The organism is Prosthecodimorpha hirschii (assembly GCF_001305515.1).
GTDB lineage: Bacteria > Pseudomonadota > Alphaproteobacteria > Rhizobiales > Ancalomicrobiaceae > Prosthecodimorpha > Prosthecodimorpha hirschii.
The window spans coordinates 1055961-1074449 of the sequence record NZ_LJYW01000001.1; the positions used below are offsets into that span (position 1 = coordinate 1055961).

Sequence of the window (18489 nt, forward strand, 5' to 3'; positions counted from 1 at the left end):
CCGCCCGCCCCGAAGGACGGACGGCTCCCGGTCGCGTCCACCTGACGACGGACCGATCCGGTCCGGCCTTGCGGCTCTCCCCCTGTCGTCGGACCGGACCATGCCGCGCCGGGCGGCGGTTTCGCAATGGCAAGGTTTTGTTAACCCTAATCCCGCTTTGAGGCAGTTGCCCCCCGAAGGGTCCAGGAACGGCACGAATGCGGCTGGCACCGGGCGTGCATTTCGCCCGATGCGCGGATGGCTCGACAGCTTGGCCGATCCCCTTGCGACCGGGCTGCCGCCCGGCCGGCACGGGGCGACGGCCTGCGGAGCCCGAGCGGGGGCGCCATGAAGAACCGAACGACACGCGAGCTCTACGACTACTGGCAACGGATCCGGGGCGATCGCCCGGCGCCCGAGCGCAGCGAGATCGAGCCGGCCGACATCCGGACATTGCTCGCCGACACCTTCATCCTCGAGGTCGTCTCGCGGACCGACTATCGGTTCCGGCTCGCCGGCACCCGCATCTGCGCCGCCTATGGGCGCGAGATGAAGGGCAAGGAGTTCCTCTCCTTCTGGCAAGGCAAGGACCGGGAGGCGGTGGCGAGCCTGCTCGCCGCCATCCATGAGGATGCCGCGGCGGCGGTGCTCGGCATGGTCGGGCGCAGCGACCACGGCCGCGAACTGGCCTTCGAATGCCTGCTGCTGCCGATCAGCCAGCCGGGCCAGGGCTACTGCCGCGTGCTCGGCTGCCTGGTTCCGGCCGACGATCCCTATTGGATCGGCATCCATCCGATCATGACCCAGACCATCTCCAGCCTGCGGCTGATCTGGCCGGACGAGCGGCCGTTCCGGATCGGCCTGTCGGAGGACGAGAAGGCCCAGACGCCGCGGCCGGGCAATGCCGGCCTGGTCCATTCCATGCGCCGGCGCGTCGCCCATCTGGTCGTCTATGACGGCGGGAAGTCGTGACGGAGACCCGCGGCGGGCCCGGCGGACGGCGCAATAAACGTTTCGGATGTCAAGCCCGTGTCCGATCGCGGTCCGCGCATGGTTATCGACTGCCAGTCGCAGGTAGCGGCCAGTCGTAACCAAAATCGTTCTTGATGGAGCCCCCGGCAAGATCCCCTTAACCATCCCGGTCTAGGCTGAGCTCCAGGACGCGTTCGGCCGCAGGCTGCGCGCATCGCGCTTCAGAGGCGTGGATGGCAGAGGCGAAGAAATCCAGCACCGCGCTTGCGGCAACATGGCACAAGCAGGATCGCCGCCGCCATCAGCGCGTCAAGGTGAACCTGCTCGGCCGGTTCATGCTCGAGAACAAGCGCGAATATCCCTGCCAGGTCGTCAACATGTCGCCCGGCGGCGCGGCCATGATCGCGCCGGTTTCGGGCACGGTCGGCGAACGCGTGATCGCCTATATCGACCATATCGGCCGCGTCGAGGGCAAGATCGTCCGTCCGCTGACGGGCGGCTTCGCCATGCAGATCGATGCGACGCTGCGCAAGCGCGACAAGATCGCCGCCCAATTGACCTGGCTTGCCAACCGGCATGTTCTCAACCTGCCGGAAGACCGCCGCCACGATCGCTACGCCCCGAAGAACCCCTTCGCGATCCTGACCGTCGGCGGCCAACGCGAGCTGCGCTGCCGCATCGTCGACATCTCGCTGTCCGGCGCCGCGCTCGCCATGGTCGAGCGGCCGCCGCTCGGCGAACAGGTGCTGCTGGGCAAGATCCGCGGCCGCATCGTGCGCCATTTCGACGACGGCGTTGCGGTCGAATTCGCCGTGCTTCAGACGATCGAGAACCTGGAAAGCCAGGTCAACTGAGGCCGGACCGCCCGGACCGGAGACGCCTCTCGGCCTGCCCCGCCCGGCGTTTTTCATCAAACCTTCACCGCATTGGAACGACCGCCCGACGCCGTCGGCAGCCCCGCGCGGGCCGGGCGGCCGCGACCGCATGCGCGTATCCGTTTGATTCATCGACCGAAACGACGATCGATAAAATTCGATACAAATAAGCTTCAAGTTTTCGGCGAGTTTGACTTACAGTCGAATTGAATTCGACCTGCGAACTTATACGCACATAAAAAGCATCAAGGTATCAATTGCCTCCAGGGACAGGGAGGCATTGATGTTCTTCGGCAAAGCATCAAGACATGCCATTGCATTCGGTCTGGCGTTGCTCAGTGTTGCAACGTTGGATGCCACGACAGCCAGAGCCGGCAACGCGATGGACATGCGCGGGACGACGGCGCCGCCGATCGGATTTGTGCAGTTCTGCAAGGAACATCTGGCCGACTGCGTCGGAACCGCTCCGGCAGCCATTCGTGTTCCGATGAGCAAGACGCGCTGGGACGAACTGATCGCCGTCAATTCCTATGTCAATCGGGTGATCGAGCCGGTCACCGACGAGGAACTCTACGGCGTTGCCGAATACTGGACCTATCCGCGCCAGGGCAAGGGCGACTGCGAGGACTATGTCCTCCTGAAGCGCAAGATGCTGATGGATCGCGGCTGGCCGGTCACCAGCCTGCTGATCACCGTGGTGCGCGACACCAAGAACCAGGGCCATGCCGTCCTGACGGTGGTGACGGATCGCGGCGACTACGTTCTCGACAACCAGCAGGCCCAGGTCCTGCCCTGGAACCAGACGGAATACCGCTACGTGAAGCGCCAATCCCAGATCGATGTCGCCCGCTGGGACACGATCGAGGATCGCCGCACCGACACGGTGGCCTCCACGGGCCGCTGACGACCAGACGGGAACTCATTCGGTCACGCGGACCCGGTCGCGTCCCCACCCTCCCCGTCCCCACCAGATCGGGTCCGCGTCTCGGGCCGGCACCGCAAGGTGCCGGCCCGAACCTTTTCGCGGGACGCCCTCAGGCCCCGGTCACGTCCTGCAATGTCGCGATGTAGCGCTTGAACCGGTCGGAATAGATCTGGGCGGCGCGGCGCAACCCGTCGACGGCCTCGTCGTCGAGGCTGCGAATCGCTTTGCCGGGCGCACCGACGACCATCGAACGGTCCGGAAACTGCTTGCGCTCGGTGATCAGCGCGCCGGCCCCGACCAGCGAGCCCGCGCCGACTGCCGAACCGTTCAGCATGATCGCCCCCATGCCGACGAGACTGTCGTCGCCGACCGTGCAGCCGTGCAGGATCGCCTTGTGGCCGACCGTCACGCCGCGTCCGATCGTGAGCGGAAAGCCCGGATCGGTGTGCAGCATGGCCATGTCCTGGACGTTGGACTCCTCGCCGACCTCGATCCACTCGTTGTCGCCGCGCAGCACCGCACCGAACCAGATGCTCGCCCCCGGCTTCACGCGCACCTTGCCGATCAGCACCGCATCCGGCGCGATCCAGTAGGTTCCGGGCGCCGGCAGTTCCGGGCGCTGTCCTTCGAGAGCATAAATCGGCATTCAATCCCCCGCGGTCGCGAAATCGGCGGGACCATGCCAGAAGCGCGCCGGCCGGGCGAGCCCGAATCCCCGGCCGCGATGCGGGTCAGGCGATCGTGTCGCGCAGGGCGAGAGCGAACTCGATCACCAGGATGCCGGAGCACAGGCTCCAGCCGGCGGCGATGAAGGCGCTGGCCGCCAGCCAGCCGAGCGGACGATGCTCGATCAGCCGGCCGCGGATGGCATTGCGCATGATGATGAACGGGCCCGCGAAGGCGCACATCATGATCGCCCCGACCCCGGTGACCAGATTTTCGGTCGACACCGCGAAGGCCGGCGGCCGGTCGGTCATCAGCTGATAGAGGCTCGCCAGGAGCCCCGCCGCGACGAAGCCGGTCGCAACCGCATAGATCAGGATCATGGCGTTGAGAAACATGGCGGAACCCGACATTTACCGACGGTTAACCATTACCACGCAGCCTCGGCACTGTCCCCGGCGCCGACCCCGTTGCCCCGCGCGGACTGCAAACATGGTTAACGCGATGGGCTTCTCCGCCAGCGCCTTCAGACGTGCCGTTTCGGGCTCGGTTACGGTCTCCGCGGCGCTGCTGCTGGCGGCGCTGGCCGGCGTCTGGTCGGTCCGCGACCGGGTCTTCGGCCCGCGCGACGGCGCTCTGGAGGGGGCTGGGCCGCAGGCCGTCGGCATGACGATCGCCGGTCAGAAGCTTGCCGTGCCGAGCCACCTGATCCGCTTCGAGGACCAGCGCAGCGCCGGCACCCATGGTCGGGTCGATCTCGCCTTCACCTGGCCGGATCTCGCCGCCGTCCAGGCGCGCAGCGTCCGCAATCTCGACGATGCCACGCCGGACCCGGCGGTCGTCTTCGTCTCGATCGAGCCGCGCCAAAGCCCGCTCGATACCTCCGCCCGCCTGACCGCGGTCTATGCCCGATTCTTCGTCGGTGCGCCGATCGAGGGGCCGAACGGTCTGGTCGGCCAGCGCATGGCGTCCGGGTCAGGCTATGAGGATGAACTGATCTTCTACGAGCCGGGCGGCGTGCGCCCCTTCGCGGCCCGCTGTTTCGCGACCGACGGCGACAATCTCGCCACGACCTGCCTCAGGGAGATCGCCGTCGGCCCGTCGCTGGTCGCGCTGTATCGGTTCCGCTATGCGCTGATGCCCGACTGGCGCAGCCTCGACGAGCGGGTCCGCACGCTCGCCGAAGGGCTTCTTTCGCGCTGACGACGGTTCATAGCAACGGCCCAGGATGCTGACGCATCGGGCCGTTGAAGCAACGCGAATTTCTCATTTGCGTCAGAGGCATGAGAAATTCGCGCATCGAAAACCGACGATCATTCCATGACCGTCGGTATCAGTCGTCCAGGTCGGATTCCAGGATGGCCATCTGGACGTTCCAGCTGACCTCGCCGTCCTCGTCGTCACGGAAGATGACGGCGATGAACTCGTCGCCCAGGAAGAGCTCGGCGGAATCCTTCTTGCGCGGCCGCGCCTCGATGCGAAGCGTCTGGTTGTTGAACTTCCGGCGCAGATACCCCTGCAGCTTGGCGATTTCCTGCTTGTCCACGCGCTCTCTCCGCTCCTTGGGCCGCCTGTGCGGCCGGCATTCAGGGGCCGCCGATGCAGCCGTCTCGGGGCCGGCTATCGCACGGATCGAGGCGGCCCGTCAAAGCCGGCCATGCCTCTCTCCCCGGTTCCGTCATCGCCCGGACTGCCAATTCGAGACCGCTTCGACCGGATGAATCAGCTGCAGGATATTGAGGGAGAGATTGTCGCGCACCATGGCGGCGAGGCCGATCTCCACGGCCAGCACGAGCCCGATCGTGACCCGGACGGGCAGCCAAGCCGCGAGCCCGAAGCCGATCATCGCCATCGCCGAATCCGAGAGCGAGTTCAGGATGCTGTCGCCCGTGTAGCCGCGCGCGAGCGCCTGCGTGCGATAGCGCTCGACGATGACCGGCGTGTTTTCGATCAGTTCCCAGCCGACCTCGATGGCCAGCGCCGTGAGGGCGAGACGCGCGAGGTCCACGCGCGGGAGGACGAGGCGCAGGCCGGCGAAGAACAGGACGCCGTGCAGGATATGGGTGGCACTGTACCAGTCGAGCAGATGCTGCGACGTCTCCGAACTGTCGATGACGCCATGCCAGAGCTTCACGCTGCCGCAGGGACAGATCCAGGGCCGGCCCATGAGCATGAGGCCGGCGACCTGGATGCCGAGGAGCAGCGTCAGCGCGACGACGAAGGCCGGCCCGGAGCGCACCGGAGCGATCGTTCCGCCGCCGCTCAGATCTGCACGTCGTGTTCGTGCAGCATCTGGTCCATCGCGCGCGAGGGCTCGTTGCAGGGCGCCTCGCCGACGATTCGCGCCGGCACGCCGGCGACCGTGGTGCGCGGCGGTACCGCCTTCAGCACCACCGAGCCGGCGGCGACGCGAGCGCAATGGCCGACCTCGATATTGCCGAGGATGTTGGCGCCGGCGCCGATCAGCACGCCGCGGCGGATCTTCGGATGGCGGTCGCCGGTTTCCTTGCCGGTGCCGCCGAGGGTGACGCCCTGCAGGATCGACACGTCGTCGTCGATCACCGCGGTGGCGCCGATCACGATGCCGGTGCCGTGGTCGAAGAAGACGCCGCGGCCGAGCGGCACCTGCGGATGGATGTCGACCTGGAACACGGCCGAGGACCGGCTCTGCAGGTAGTAGGCAAAGTCGCGCCGTCCGCGCCGCCACAGCCAGTTGGCCAGGCGATGCGTCTGGATGGCGTGGAAGCCTTTGAAATAGAACAGCGGCTCGATGTAGCGGTTGCAGGCCGGATCGCGGTCGAAGACGGCCTGCATGTCGACGCGGATCACGTCGCCCAGATCCGGCTCGGCGGCCAGCGCCTCCTCGTAGGTCTGCCGGATCAGCGCCGCCTTGACGGTCGGGTGGTCGAGCCGCTCGGCGATGCGGTGGATGACCGCGTCCTCGAGCCGATCGTGATTGAGGACGGTTTCCCAGACGAAGCTGGCCAGCGCCGGCTCCGCCGCCACCATGGCTTCGGCCTCCGCACGCACCCTCTGCCAGAGGGGGTCGACATTGGGCAGATGGACGGGCTGGGATTGGTTGCGCTGCATCGTCGTCTCTCCTCGGGGGGCAAGGTCCCGGGTCTGCGACACCCTACCACAGCGGCGGTCGCGCCGCGACACCCGCCGCCACAGAGCCGCCACCGCAGAGCCGCCGCCCCACCCGGCCGATATGGGCGCTGCGCGCCGGACGGACCAGCCCCATCGCGGGTCGGTCGGCGGATTGACAGGCCGGGGCCCGGCCGCTTCTCTCCCGGCCATCCAACCACGAGGGTCCGACATGGCCGAATCTCTGGCAACCGCCGATCCCCGCATCCGCGTCGAAGTGGACGGCGCCGTCGGCCGGCTCCTGGTCGACCATCCGGCCCGGCGCAATGCGGTCTCGCTGGCCATGTGGCGGGCCATCCCGGGCGCGATCGCCAGCCTGGAGGCGCATGACGCGGTGCGCGTGATCCTGGTCTCGGGGGCCGGCGATCTCGCCTTCGTGTCGGGCGCCGACATTTCCGAATTCGCCGAGGTGCGGCGCGACGCCGTCACCGGGGCGGCCTACGAGCGCGCCAATGCCGAGGCCTTCGCGGCCCTGCGCGAGGCGCGGAAGCCGACCGTGGCGGTGATCCGCGGCTTCTGCCTCGGCGGCGGCATGGGGCTGGCGGTGGCCTGCGACCTGCGGATCGCCGCCGACGATGCGGTCTTCGGCATCCCGGCCGCCCGGCTCGGCGTCGGCTATCCGCCGGAATGCATGCGCGACGTGGTCAATGCGGTCGGGCCGATGCGGGCGAAGGAACTGTTCTTCACCGCCCGCCGCCTCACCGCCCCGGAGGCGCTGGCCATCGGCTTTCTGACCCGGACGGTGCCGGCCGCGGACCTCGCCGCGGAGGCCGACCGGCTTGCCGCCGAGATCGCCGACAACGCGCCCTTGACGCTGCGCGCCGCCAAGTCGGCGATCGGGCTCGTGTCGGGCGACCCGGCGACCGCCGATCCGGCCGCCGTGCTGGCGCTGGCCGACGCCTGCTTCAACTCGGCCGACTTCGCCGAAGGCCGCACGGCCTTTCTGGAGAAGCGCAAGCCGCTCTTCCACGGCCGCTGACGGCCGGCCGCGCCGATCAGGCGTCCCGGTAGTAGGGCTCGACGGTGCCCTTCAGCTTCAGGGTCATCGGATTGCCGTAGCGATCCTTGGCCGGCCCGGCCGGCACGCGGATCCAGCCCTCGCTGACGCAATATTCCTCGACATTGGTCTTCTCGACGCCGTTGAAGCGGATGCCGACCGGATGGCGCAGGACATCGCCGTTGAAATGCGGGCTGCGCGGATCGGTGGAGAGATGGTCGGGCAGCGGCGGCTTCTCGGCCGGGGTCTCGTCGGTCATGGTGCGTCCGGTTGGGTTGTCGAGGATGGGTTCGGGGCAGCACCAATAGACGGAGGCCGCCTCCGTGCCAATCTTCTTCCCCCGCGCCGGCTTGCGTCCGCAGTCGGCGGGACCGAGACCGACCGAAGGGACATCCGGCGACCGCCATGCTGAAATTTCTCAGGCGCATGTTCAGACGATGGACCCGCCGCCGCCCGCCTGCCGGACGCGCGCCGACCGGAGCCCAGCGGGCGCGGCCGGCGGCCCAGGGCAAGGCCGGCACCGGTCCGCGCAAGAAGGCCCCGGCCCGGGGTCCGGCCTCGGCCCCAGCCTCGGCCCAGGGTTCGGGTCCGGCCCCAGCCCCGGCCCCGGTTCCGGTCGCCATCCCGTCGCCACCCCCCGGGCCGGCACAGGCTTCGGGCGCTACGCCGGCCGCGGAGGTCGTCCTGCCTTTCCTGCAAGCGGCCCTGGCCCCGCCGCCACCGCGGCCCGAACCGATGCAGGGGCCGATGCTGCCCCCGCCGCCCGAGGTCACGACGGCCGAGATCGAGGCCTGGATCGCGCCGCTGCGACCGGTCCCGTCCGGTCACCCGCTGGTGCGATTCGGCCCGCAGTCGGATGGCGGCTATGTCCTGCCGGACGATCTGGCCGACATCGTCGGCTGCCTGGGCCTTGGTGTCGGCCGCAACGTCGATTTCGAATTTGCCATCGCCGAGCGCGGCGTCCCGGTGACCTTGGCGGACGGCACCATCGCCCGCCTGCCGCGGATCCATCCGCGCTTCCGCTTCGTCGCACGCAATGTCGGCGCGGTCGACAACGACCGCATCACGACGATCGGGCGCCTGGCGGCCGACGGCTTTCCGAAGACCGGCGACCTGATCCTGAAGATGGATATCGAGGGCGCCGAGTTTGCGGCGATCGAAGCCCTGCCGGACGCGGTCCTGTCGCGCTTCCGGATCATCGCCATCGAAGTGCATCACCTGACCCGCGCCCGGCAGGCGCGGTCCCTTGCCGCCTACCGACGCTTTTTCGACCGGCTGACGCGCGCGCATGCGGTGGTGCATCTGCACCCCAACAACGCCGCGAAGGTGCATGCTCTGGGTGCCTACGAGATCCCCGACTACCTGGAATTCACCTTCCTGCGCCGCGACCGCCTGGGCCACGGCGATTTCGGGCCGCCGCCGCCGCCCGTCCGCAACGTCCCCGGCCGGCCGCCGCTGGCGCTGCCCGATTGCTGGCTGCGCCAGCCGGACTGACGGCGGCCCGTCCGGTCCCGGTGACAGGGGCGGGTCCGGACGGGCGCCGCCTGCGTCAGGCGCGATCCAGGCCGAGCAGGCCGCCCGTCGTGAACCCGCCGTCGACGGCCAGGATCTGGCCGGTGATATAAGCCGAGCGGGCCTCGTCGAGCAGGAACACGTTGGCCTCGGCGATCTCTTCCGCGGTGCCGTAGCGGCGCAGGAGGACGCGCTCGTTCCATTCCTGACGCACCGCAGGCGTGTGGTGGGCCTGCACCATCGGCGTCTCGATTGGTCCCGGCGCGACGGCGTTGACGCGGATGCCGTAGCGGCCGAGTTCCACGGCCATGATCCGGGTCAGCGTGATCACCGCCCCCTTCGAGGCGCCGTAGGCGGACCGTCCGATATTGCCGGGCAGCCCGGACACCGAGGCGATGTTGACGATCGCGCCGCCGCCGGTCCGGCGCATCGCCGCGGCGACCGCCTTGGCGACGATGAAGGTGCCGACGACGTTGACCTCGTGGATCTGGCGGAACATGGCCGGTGTGGTCTCGAAGAAGGGCGTGTCGCGGCCGATGCCGGCCGAATTGACCAGGCCCTTGAGCGGCCCGAGTTCCGCCTCGAAGCCGGCGACAGCATCGGCGACCGCCGTCTCATCGGTGATGTCGGCGGCCCGGAAGACGGCCGCGCCGCCATGCGTCTCGAACTCGCGATTGGCGCGTGCGACCGCATCCGAATCCCGGTCGACGCCGCCGACGCACCAACCGCCCGCCAGCAGGGCGCGGACGGTGGCGAGACCGATGCCGGATGCGGCGCCGGTGATGACGGCGACAGGGGTTTGAGACGTCATCGGGCGCTCCTATGGTCCATATTATGGATCTGTCTTGCTGGAAACCGGGCGCATCTGCCCAAGTCGCCCGCATCTCGTCAACACTCTGGGAGGGCAGGTCTGCCCCTCGGGAAGCGTCGAAGCGATCCACGATATGGACCTCTGTCGCCGACAGCGGCGGCGGGCCGGAGCCGCGGCAGCGTCTGGCCGGGAGCCCGACGCGAAACGGCCCGGATCGCTCCGGGCCGTCCGCAGTCTTCGACAGTCGGTTCCTGCGGCCGGTCGGGCCGGCGCCGCGCCCGTCAGGCCGCGGTGCCGGTCAGCGCCGGCATCGGGATCTCGACCTCGATCTCCAGCGTCGAGAGGCCCTGGCCGCGCTCCATGCGGACCTGGACCTTGTCGCGGTCGATCGCCACGTGCTTGGCGATGACGGCCAGGATCTCCTCGCGCAGTTCGTAGACCAGGTTGTGCCGGGTGCCGAGCGAGGCGCGCTCGTGGGCCAGCAGGATTTGCAGCCTTTCCCGGGCGACCGGCGCCGCGTTCGACTTGCGGAACAGATTGAACAGGCTCATGCCGCCTTCCTCCCGAACAGCTTGCCGAACAGGCCCTTGCGATCCGACGGGATGGTCATCGGAACCGCCTCGCCGCACAGCCGGCGGGCCGCATCCGCATAGGCGCGCGCGGCGGCGGACAGCGGGTTGGCGATGGTGACCGGCGCGCCGAGGTTGGAGGCGCGCAGCACCTCCTCGCTTTCGGGCACGATGCCGATCAGCGGGATGGCCAGGATGTCGAGCACGTCGTCGACCTTCAGCATCTCGCCGCGTTCGGCCCGGACCGGGTCGTAGCGGGTCAGCAGCAGGTGCTTCTCGATATGCTCGCCGGCCTCGGCCTTCACGGTCTTGGAATCGAGCAGGCCGATGATGCGGTCGGAGTCGCGGACGGAGGAGACTTCCGGATTGGTCACCACCACGGCGATATCGGCGTGGCGCATGGCCAGCGTCGCGCCGCGCTCGATGCCGGCCGGGCTGTCGCAGATGACCCAGTCGAAGCTCTGGCGCAGCGCCCGGATCACCACCTCGACGCCTTCCTCGGTCAGCGCATCCTTGTCGCGCGTCTGCGAGGCCGGCAGCAGGTAGAGCGACTCGATCCGCTTGTCGCGGATGATCGCCTGGGGCAGCTTGGCGTCACCCCTGACCACGTTGACCAGATCGTAGACGACCCGGCGCTCGGCCCCCATGACGAGGTCGAGATTGCGCAGACCGACGTCGAAGTCGACCACGATGACGTTCTGCCCCGTCCGGGCGAGCGCCGCACCCAGTGCCGCCGTTGACGTCGTCTTGCCGACGCCTCCCTTGCCCGACGTGACAACCAGAACCGTACCCATGTCGCACCCCTTTCCAAAACGATGTCACGCCAGAACGGCTGTCTCGATCTTGTCGTCCTGAAGCCAGGCCTGGACGGCCTTGCCTCTGAGGCCGGCCGGCATGTCTTCGGCGGTCCGGTAGAGACCGTCGATGGCGACCAGTTCGGCCTCGAATCGGCGCGCGAAGATGCGCGCCTTGGAGTTTCCGGTCGCCCCGGCCACCGCCCGGCCGCGCAGCGCGCCGTAGACGTGGATCGAACCGCCGGCGACGATTTCGGCGCCGGAGGCGACCGAGCCGATGATGGTCACGTCGCCCTCGGCATAGATGGTCTGGCCGGAGCGGACGGGCGTCTCGATGAACAGATTGCCGCTCTGCTGGCGGGTCTCGACGGCGGCAGGCGTCTGGGGAGGCGCCTCGCCGTTGACGGCGGCCGGCACCTCGACCGCGCTGGCGCTGCGCCCACCGGTCACCGCCGGCGGCAGCCCCGGCCCGAGCCATTCGGGCTTGGCGCCGTCGATGCCCATGACGCGGATGCCGAGCTTCTCGAGCTTGCCGACGATCAGCACGACATCGCGCATGTGTTCGCAGCAGGCGGAGACATCGAGGATGACGGGCTTGCCGGCGAAGAAGCCGGGCGAGCGCGTCAGCCATTCGGACAGCTGCTGGCACCACGGCTCGACCGGGAAGACAGGCTCGAGCACGAAGGCCATGAAGGACCGCCCCCGGAACCTGATGGCTTGAGCTTCCTTGACGTGTGTGTTCACCGAATCCGCTCCCTACCCCGCAGATCCGATTTCGAGCCGCTATAGTTAAAGGTTGGTTAACAGGTAAGGTATCCTTAACGTTTTCTGCCAAATCCTTAACGAGCCGGCTCGGCACCGTGGCGCCGGCGGAACAGCACCCGAGCTCAAGCCACCCCCATCCGGTACTGCGGCCAGGCGGGTCCGCGCCATGCGCCGGCTCCGCATCGCCCTGCTCCCTTGCAGATATCTCCTATCCGGCCGGCCGCCTTTCCCCCCCGCTCCCGGCCCGCTATGGTCCGGCGCGATGAAGACCGCCCCGATTTCCCCCGAGACGAGCCGCCGCAACACCGCCATGGATGCCTTTCTTTCCGACGGAATCCCGATCGCCTATCTGGACGAGGGTCCGCGCGACGGCGATCCGATCCTGCTGATCCACGGCTTCGCGTCGACCGCGCATGTCAACTGGGTCTATCCGGGCTGGGTCAAGCTGCTCGCCGGCGACGGCCGCCGGGTGATCGCGGTCGACAACCGCGGCCACGGCGAGAGCGGCAAGCCGACCGATCCGCGCGCCTTCCACTCGCGCACCATGATGGCCGAGGACATGGTCCGCCTGCTCGACCATCTGGAGATCGACCGGGCCGACGTGATGGGCTACTCGATGGGCGCCTGGATTTCCGCCTATCTGGCGATCGACCACCCCGAGCGGGTCCGCTCGGTGGTGTTCGGCGGCCTTGCCTCGGCGATGGTCGAGGGGATCGGCGGCCAGGAGACCATCGCGGAGGCCTTGGAGACCGAGGACGAGGCCTCGATCACCAGCGCCAAGGGCCGCGCCTACCGCGCCTTCGCCATCCAGACCCGCTCCGACCGGCGCGCGCTCGCCGCCTGCATGCGCGGCTCGCGCCAGCCGGTGCCGCGCGAGGCGCTGGCGCAGTTGACGATGCCGGTGCTGATCGCGGTCGGCACCAAGGACGACGTGGCCGGCTCGGTGGAGGAGCTCGCCGCCCTGATCCCGCACGCGCAGGTGCTGCCGATCCCCGACCGCGACCACATGCTGGCGGTCGGCGACCGGACCTACAAGGAGGGCGTGCTCGCCTTCCTGGGCGACCGGCCGTGACCCGCCCGCATCCGATCGCCTTCACCGGCTTCGAGGGCAACCGTCTGGTCGGCGACCTCTACGAGGCCGCCGCCAAGGACGCGCCGGTGGCGCTCTTTCTCCACGGCGGCGGCCAGACCCGGCACGCCTGGCGCGGCACCGAGCGGCGCGTGGCCGAAGAGGGCTTCACCGCGATCGCCTACGACCATCGCGGCCATGGCGACAGCGAATGGCCGGCGTCGGGCCTTTACGGCTTTCCCGATTGCGCGCGCGACCTGATCGAGGTCACCCACCAGATCGAGGCGCGCTTCGGGCGGCGGCCGATCGCGATCGGTGCCTCGCTCGGCGGCATCTCGGGCATGCTGGCGGCCGGCGAGACCGACCCCTGCGTGCTCAGCGCGCTGGTGCTGGTCGACGTGGCGCCGCGGGTCAATCTCGACGGCGTCGCCCGCATCCTCGGCTTCATGGGCGAGCGGGTCGCGGAGGGCTTCGGCTCGATCGAGGAGGCCGCCGCTGCGGTCGCCGCCTATCTGCCCCATCGCAAGCCGCCGCGTTCGCTCGAGGGGCTGAAGAAGAACCTGCGCCTGCATGCCGACGGCCGCTGGCGCTGGCACTGGGATCCGCGCTTCCTGACCGGCCCCTCGCACGACCCGGCCTTCACGGCGCGGCTGGAGGCGGCGGTCACGAAGGCGCCGATCCCGATGCTGCTCGTCCGCGGCGCGCGTTCCGAACTTTTGCAGGAGGAGCATGCCCGGGCCTTCCGCGACCTCGTCCCGTCTGCGGCCTATGCGGACGTGACCGGCGCCGGCCACATGGTTGCGGGTGATCGCAACGACGCCTTCGCGGATGCGGTGATCGGGTTCCTGCGCACGCTGAAGACCGGTTGAGACGGCGGGGCCAGGCCATGGATCGGATCGCCCCGCGTGACGGCCTGCCGCTCCTCATCGCCCTCGCGGCCGCGCAGATCGTCGGCTGGGGCAGCCTCGGCTTCCCGTCCGTCTTGGCGCCCGGCATGGCCCCCGCCCTCGGCATGGACCTGACCGGCCTCTTCGCCGGCCCGTCGGCCATGTTCGTCGCCATGGCCTTCGCGTCGCCGGTCCTGGCACCGGCCTTCCGCCGCTTCGGCGCCGGTCGGGTGATGACGGCCGGCGCGACCGTGATGGCGCTTGCCATGGCGGCGCTCGGCCTGGCCGCAGGACCGGTCTCGTATTTTCTATGCTGGATCGCCCTCGGCTGCGGCGGTGCCGCCTCGCTGACGACGGCGGCCCATATCGCTCTGTCCCAGTTGCGCGGCAGCCAGGCCAAAGCGGGAATCGCGACGCTGATGGTGATGACCGGCCTTTCGGGCAGCCTCTTCTGGCCGATCACCGGCTGGCTCGGGGCGCAGTTCGGCTGGCGCAGCACCTGCTTCGTCCTGGCGGGACTGATCGCCAGCCTGTGCGTGCCCATCTATGCCTGGATGGCCGCACCGACGCGACAGGCGGCCGATCGCCAGGACACGGCCGCGCCCGCCGGCGAGCGGCCGTCGCGCGGCGTGTTCGTCCTGATGACGGCGGGAATCGCCCTGAACAGCTGCGTCTCGTTCGGGTTCGGGGCCGTCGGCATCCAGTTGTTCTCGTCGCTTGGCCTGCCATCCGCGCAGGCGATCGCCCTCGCCTCCGCCATGGGGGTCATCCAGGTCGCGGCGCGGGCGCTCGATCTCGCCTTCGGCGGCCGCCTGGACGCCGCGGCCCTATGCCGGCTCGCCACGGCAGCGGTGGTGGCCGCCATGGCCATGCTGGCCCTGTTCGGCGCCGGGGCGGCGATGCTGACCGCCTTCGCGCTCGTCTACGGCATGGCCAGCGGCCTTCTGGCCGTGACCCGGTCGACGCTGCCGCTGCTCTATTACGACAAGGCGGCCTTCACCACGGCAATGTCCCGGATCGCCCTGCCGCTCAACATCCTGATCGCCGCGGCGCCGCCGGCTTTCGCCGGACTGCTGGTCCAGGCCGGCGCGACCGGCGTGCTGGCGACCAGCGCGCTGTTCGCCGGCCTCGCCCTGATCGCCCTCCTGCTCCTGCCCGCCCCGCCGGTCGGCACCCGATAGAGAGCCCGATCGGGGAAATCCCCGTCAGGGCGCGGAGGTCAGGTCCAGCACGCCGCCCGGCCTCTGCACCCGGAAGCGTTCGGGCGCGATTCCGGCCGCCGCCAGGGCTTCGCCGAGCGCGCGCGGCGGTTCCTCGATGCCTTCGTTGGTCAGCCGGAAGGTGCCCCAATGATGGGCGAGCGCCCGGTCGGCGCCGCAGTCGCGCAGGATGCGGACGGCCTCCTCCGGGTTGACATGCTGGTCGCGCATGAACCAGCGCGGCTCGTAGGCGCCGATCGGCAGGATGGCGAGGCGGATATGCGGGAACAGCCGGCCGGCCTCGCGGAACAGCGCGCCGTCGCGGTAGCCGGTATCGGCGATGTGGTAGATGGCGCCGGCCGGCGTCTCGATCATGAAGGCAGCCCAGAGCGCCATCAGCCGGTCGCCGAGCCCGCGCGCCGACCAGTGATGCGACGGCAGGAAATGGACCGCGAGGCCGTCGCCGAGCGACACGCGCGCGCCCCAGTCATGGGTCTCGGCCGTCAGTTCGGAATCGGCACCGACCAGAATGCGGTCGTTGCCGAGCGGGGTGATCAGCCGGAAGCCGTGCCGGCGGCGCAGGCGCGACAGCGTGGCGATGTCCATGTGGTCGTAGTGGTTGTGGCTGACCAGCACGATGTCGATCGGCGGCAGATCCTCGAAGCGGATGCCGGGCGGGTTGACGCGCTTCGGCCCGGCCCAGGCGACCGGGCTTGCCCGCTCCGACCAGACCGGATCGATCAGGATGTTCAGCCCGAAGGTCTGGATCAGCACCGAGGCATGGCCGATCGAGGTGACGCGCAGGCCCGATCCGGCGACCCGCACCGGCGGCACGTCGAAGGGCTCGCCCGGATAGGCCTTCGGCCAGGCCACCTTGCCGCCGCCGAACTGCCATTTCAGGAGGTCGGTGCGCGACTTGTTGAACGGATGGCCGGGACTGAAGAAGCGCGTGCCGTCGAAGTGATCGGAGGTCGGTCCGGAATAATAGCGATTGGTCGGCATCGGGCCTCGCGCGAAAGACGGGTCGGAACCGATCAGATCGGGTCTTCACAGCGTCCCGTCAACATGGCTTGCTGCCGGCCGTCATGACATCGCCCACCGCGCCCCTCACGTTCCGAACCGGCTTTGCCGCCGATCCCGCCGCCCGTGCCGCCGTCGCCGCGCTGCTGAAGCCCGTGTTCGAGATCGACATCGCCCCGCTGGAACGGCTCGGCGGCTGGGAAGACGGCTCGGTGCCCTTCGCGTGGTTCGAGGGCGACGCTTGCATCGCCAATGTCACGGCGCATCCGAAGCCGATGATGCTGCAGGGAAAAGCCGTCACGCCCTGGTCGATCGTCTCGGTCGCGACCCGCCCCGACCGGCGCGGCCGCGGCCTGTTCGGCGACCTGATGGCGCGTGCGCTCGCCCATTGCGACCGGGAGACCGACCTCGTCATCCTGGGGACCGCGACGCCGGATCTCTACCGCCCCTTCGGGTTCCGGCCGATCGGCGAGCATGCCTTCGCAGGGCCCCCGCCGGCGCCGGTCCCCGCCTCGGGCCTCGGCGCGCGCCGGCTCGATCTCGCCGACGACGCCGATGCGGCACGGCTGGTCGCCCTGTTCGGCGACCGCGCGCCGGTCTCGACGATCTGCGGGCTCCGCGCCGACCGGCCCTTCTTCATGCTGAAGGCCCTGGAGGAGCCGCATATTTCGCTCGCCTGGCTCGAAGCCCTGCACGTGGTCGCCGCGATCGAGCCGGACGGCACATGCCTGCGGCTCCTGGACGTGGTCGGGCCGGCGATCCCCCCGCTCGCCGCCATCCTGGCCGAACTCGGCACCGGGTTGGGCGGTCAGAGGTTGGGCGGTCAGGGGCTGGACGGTCCCTCGAGCCGGATCGAAGTCTACTTCCCGCCCGACCGCCTCGCCTGGCAGCCGGCCGAGATCATGCCCGAAGACAGCGGCTGGATGGTCCGCGGCCCCTGGCCCCTCGACGGCGTCCCGGCCATGTTCTCGCCGATGACGCTTTAGGCAACGTCCGACAGACACTCCGAGCCCGCCATTCTGTCATCCCCGGGCTTGTCCCGGGGATCCAGTGCGAAAGCCAAGCTCTTGAGAAATCTGGATCCCCGGGACAAGCCCGGGGATGACAGGACTGGAGTTGCCCGCTTCGGATCGGGGTCACGAAGCGTTCTTCAACACCCCGCACGGCCCTCAGTCCAACTGCCCCGCCACCATCGCGGCGATGGCCAGGGACGCGGTCAGGCCGGGGCTTTCGATGCCGAACAGGAGGGACAGGCCGGCGATGCCGTGGTCGGCGGGGCCGGCGATCAGGAAATCGCGGGCCGGTTCGCCCGGACGGGACAGTTTGGGCCGGATGCCGGCATAGCCGGGCGCGAGCGCATCCTCGGGCAGAGCCGGCCAGTAGCGCCGGATCGCGGCCGCGAAGGCCGGCGCGCGCGACGGATCGACCCGGTAGTCGAGCGTCTCGACCCATTCGACATCCGGGCCGAAGCGGGCCTGGCCGGCCATGTCGAGGGTCAGATGCGTGCCGAGCCCGCCCGGCACCGGCACCGGATAGATCAGCCGCGAGAAGGGTGCGCGGCCCGACAGTGTGAAGTAGTTGCCCTTGGCGTAGCGCGTCTCGGGCACATGGCAGGCCGGCAGGCCCTCGATGCGGCGGGCGAGATCGGAGGCCTGCAGGCCGGCGGCGACGATCAGGCGGCGCGCCTTGAGCCGCATCGGCTCCGCCCCGCCGACCGCGACCTCGAAGCCGTCCGCGACCACCCGCGCAGCCTCGAAGGGCGACAGAAACGCGAAGGCCGCGCCGGCCGCCTCCGCATCGTCGCGGAGCGCCGCCATATAGGCGTGGCTGTCGACGATGCCGGTCGAGGGCGAGACCAGCGCCGCGACGGTGGTCTCCAGCGCCGGCTCAAGCGCCCGGGCGGCCGGCCCGTCGACGAATTCCAGATCGTCCGCGCCGTTGGCGGCCGCTCGCGCGCGGATCGCGGCCAGGAGCTCGGCCTCCTCGGCCGTCACCGCGACGATCAGCTTGCCCGACCGGCGATGCGGCACGCCGCGCGCGGCGCAATAGGCGTAGAGCGCCTTGCGGCCCTCGACGCAGAGCCGGGCCATCAGGCTGCCGGCCGGATAGTAGATGCCGGCATGGATCACCTCGCTGTTGCGCGAGGAGGTCTCCGTCCCGATGGCATCGGCTGCCTCGACCACGATGGTCTCGCGGCCCGCCGTGGCGAGCGCGCGGGCGATGGCGAGGCCGACCACGCCGGCGCCGACCACGATGCTGTCGACCGTCTCCATCGTGCCCCCCCGCCCCCACAAAACCGACTTCA

General features: G+C 69.6%; 22 protein-coding genes. 10 read left to right on the plus strand and 12 right to left on the minus strand.

Features of this window, described 5'->3' with window-relative positions:
- The first annotated feature begins 327 nt into the window (after positions 1–327).
- The 3 genes from ABB55_RS04575 to ABB55_RS04585 all read left to right on the plus strand — a co-directional run bounded on the left by ABB55_RS04575 (position 328) and on the right by ABB55_RS04585 (position 2730).
- A complete protein-coding gene (locus tag ABB55_RS04575; protein WP_054357755.1) occupies positions 328–951 on the plus strand; it encodes a PAS domain-containing protein in 624 nt (207 codons plus the stop codon).
- A 233-nt stretch (positions 952–1184) separates the two neighbouring features.
- The gene (locus ABB55_RS04580; RefSeq protein ID WP_054357756.1) at positions 1185–1805 is read left to right on the plus strand and encodes a PilZ domain-containing protein; all 621 of its coding nucleotides are present in this window, start codon (positions 1185–1187) and stop codon (positions 1803–1805) included.
- Between the two features lie 409 nt (positions 1806–2214).
- Positions 2215–2730, plus strand: a complete 516-nt coding sequence (locus ABB55_RS04585; RefSeq protein ID WP_244471968.1) for a transglutaminase-like cysteine peptidase — start codon at positions 2215–2217, stop codon at positions 2728–2730.
- 130 nt (positions 2731–2860) lie between these two features.
- On the opposite strand, the gene ABB55_RS04590 is transcribed toward ABB55_RS04585, so the two are convergent.
- Positions 2861–3397 carry a gamma carbonic anhydrase family protein gene (locus ABB55_RS04590; RefSeq protein ID WP_054357758.1) on the minus strand — a complete coding sequence of 179 codons (537 nt, stop codon included), beginning with the start codon at positions 3395–3397 and terminating at the stop codon, positions 2861–2863.
- Positions 3398–3482: 85 nt separating this feature from the next.
- The gene (locus tag ABB55_RS04595; RefSeq protein ID WP_054361839.1) at positions 3483–3812 is read right to left on the minus strand and encodes a DUF6949 family protein; all 330 of its coding nucleotides are present in this window, start codon (positions 3810–3812) and stop codon (positions 3483–3485) included.
- A gap of 94 nt (positions 3813–3906) precedes the next feature.
- Between ABB55_RS04595 and ABB55_RS04600 the strand changes: the two genes are divergently transcribed.
- Positions 3907–4617 (plus strand): hypothetical protein, encoded by a 711-nt coding sequence (locus ABB55_RS04600; protein WP_152981917.1) that lies wholly within the window; start codon positions 3907–3909, stop codon positions 4615–4617.
- A gap of 130 nt (positions 4618–4747) precedes the next feature.
- Here the strand turns inward: ABB55_RS04600 and ABB55_RS04605 are convergent, their stop codons facing one another.
- From ABB55_RS04605 to cysE, 3 genes are all read right to left on the minus strand, one after another.
- Complete coding sequence (locus ABB55_RS04605) at positions 4748–4960, minus strand: DUF3126 family protein (RefSeq protein ID WP_054357760.1); 213 nt, start codon at positions 4958–4960, stop codon at positions 4748–4750.
- A 132-nt stretch (positions 4961–5092) separates the two neighbouring features.
- Complete coding sequence (locus ABB55_RS04610) at positions 5093–5662, minus strand: DUF2585 family protein (RefSeq protein WP_420848244.1); 570 nt, start codon at positions 5660–5662, stop codon at positions 5093–5095.
- Positions 5663–5676: 14 nt separating this feature from the next.
- Complete coding sequence (cysE, locus tag ABB55_RS04615; RefSeq protein WP_054357761.1) at positions 5677–6504, minus strand: serine O-acetyltransferase; 828 nt, start codon at positions 6502–6504, stop codon at positions 5677–5679.
- Between the two features lie 229 nt (positions 6505–6733).
- On the opposite strand from cysE, the gene ABB55_RS04620 reads away from it, so the two are divergent.
- Positions 6734–7540 carry an enoyl-CoA hydratase gene (locus ABB55_RS04620; RefSeq protein ID WP_054357762.1) on the plus strand — a complete coding sequence of 269 codons (807 nt, stop codon included), beginning with the start codon at positions 6734–6736 and terminating at the stop codon, positions 7538–7540.
- A 16-nt stretch (positions 7541–7556) separates the two neighbouring features.
- Here ABB55_RS04620 and ABB55_RS04625 read toward each other — a convergent pair whose 3' ends face one another.
- The gene (locus ABB55_RS04625) at positions 7557–7817 is read right to left on the minus strand and encodes a DUF3297 family protein (RefSeq protein ID WP_054357763.1); all 261 of its coding nucleotides are present in this window, start codon (positions 7815–7817) and stop codon (positions 7557–7559) included.
- 488 nt (positions 7818–8305) lie between these two features.
- Here ABB55_RS04625 and ABB55_RS04630 point away from each other — a divergent pair, with 488 nt between their 5' ends.
- The gene (locus tag ABB55_RS04630; protein WP_160321161.1) at positions 8306–9052 is read left to right on the plus strand and encodes an FkbM family methyltransferase; all 747 of its coding nucleotides are present in this window, start codon (positions 8306–8308) and stop codon (positions 9050–9052) included.
- 55 nt (positions 9053–9107) lie between these two features.
- On the opposite strand, the gene ABB55_RS04635 is transcribed toward ABB55_RS04630, so the two are convergent.
- From ABB55_RS04635 to minC, 4 genes are all read right to left on the minus strand, one after another.
- A complete protein-coding gene (locus ABB55_RS04635; RefSeq protein ID WP_054357765.1) occupies positions 9108–9881 on the minus strand; it encodes an SDR family NAD(P)-dependent oxidoreductase in 774 nt (257 codons plus the stop codon).
- A 281-nt stretch (positions 9882–10162) separates the two neighbouring features.
- Complete coding sequence (gene minE / locus ABB55_RS04640) at positions 10163–10432, minus strand: cell division topological specificity factor MinE (RefSeq protein WP_054357766.1); 270 nt, start codon at positions 10430–10432, stop codon at positions 10163–10165.
- Positions 10429–11244 (minus strand): septum site-determining protein MinD, encoded by an 816-nt coding sequence (minD, locus tag ABB55_RS04645; protein WP_054357767.1) that lies wholly within the window; start codon positions 11242–11244, stop codon positions 10429–10431. The genes minE and minD overlap by 4 nt, the downstream gene beginning before the upstream one ends.
- Before the next feature lie 24 nt (positions 11245–11268).
- Positions 11269–11934, minus strand: coding sequence for a septum site-determining protein MinC (gene minC, locus ABB55_RS04650; RefSeq protein WP_054357768.1), 666 nt, complete (start codon positions 11932–11934; stop codon positions 11269–11271).
- A gap of 385 nt (positions 11935–12319) precedes the next feature.
- Here minC and ABB55_RS04655 point away from each other — a divergent pair, with 385 nt between their 5' ends.
- From ABB55_RS04655 to ABB55_RS04665, 3 genes are read left to right on the plus strand one after another with little or no spacing between them, the layout of a single operon-like run.
- Positions 12320–13081, plus strand: coding sequence for an alpha/beta fold hydrolase (locus ABB55_RS04655; RefSeq protein WP_054357769.1), 762 nt, complete (start codon positions 12320–12322; stop codon positions 13079–13081).
- Positions 13078–13947 (plus strand): alpha/beta fold hydrolase, encoded by an 870-nt coding sequence (locus tag ABB55_RS04660; RefSeq protein WP_054357770.1) that lies wholly within the window; start codon positions 13078–13080, stop codon positions 13945–13947. The genes ABB55_RS04655 and ABB55_RS04660 overlap by 4 nt, the downstream gene beginning before the upstream one ends.
- 17 nt (positions 13948–13964) lie before the next feature.
- Positions 13965–15146 (plus strand): MFS transporter, encoded by a 1182-nt coding sequence (locus tag ABB55_RS04665; protein WP_054357771.1) that lies wholly within the window; start codon positions 13965–13967, stop codon positions 15144–15146.
- Between the two features lie 24 nt (positions 15147–15170).
- On the opposite strand, the gene ABB55_RS04670 is transcribed toward ABB55_RS04665, so the two are convergent.
- Entirely contained in the window at positions 15171–16166 is a 996-nt protein-coding gene (locus ABB55_RS04670) for an MBL fold metallo-hydrolase (RefSeq protein ID WP_054357772.1), read from the minus strand.
- An 83-nt stretch (positions 16167–16249) separates the two neighbouring features.
- On the opposite strand from ABB55_RS04670, the gene ABB55_RS04675 reads away from it, so the two are divergent.
- Positions 16250–17170, plus strand: coding sequence for a GNAT family N-acetyltransferase (locus ABB55_RS04675; RefSeq protein WP_152981919.1), 921 nt, complete (start codon positions 16250–16252; stop codon positions 17168–17170).
- 183 nt (positions 17171–17353) lie between these two features.
- Here ABB55_RS04675 and ABB55_RS04680 read toward each other — a convergent pair whose 3' ends face one another.
- Positions 17354–18457 carry an NAD(P)/FAD-dependent oxidoreductase gene (locus ABB55_RS04680; RefSeq protein ID WP_054357774.1) on the minus strand — a complete coding sequence of 368 codons (1104 nt, stop codon included), beginning with the start codon at positions 18455–18457 and terminating at the stop codon, positions 17354–17356.
- Positions 18458–18489: the final 32 nt, after the last annotated feature.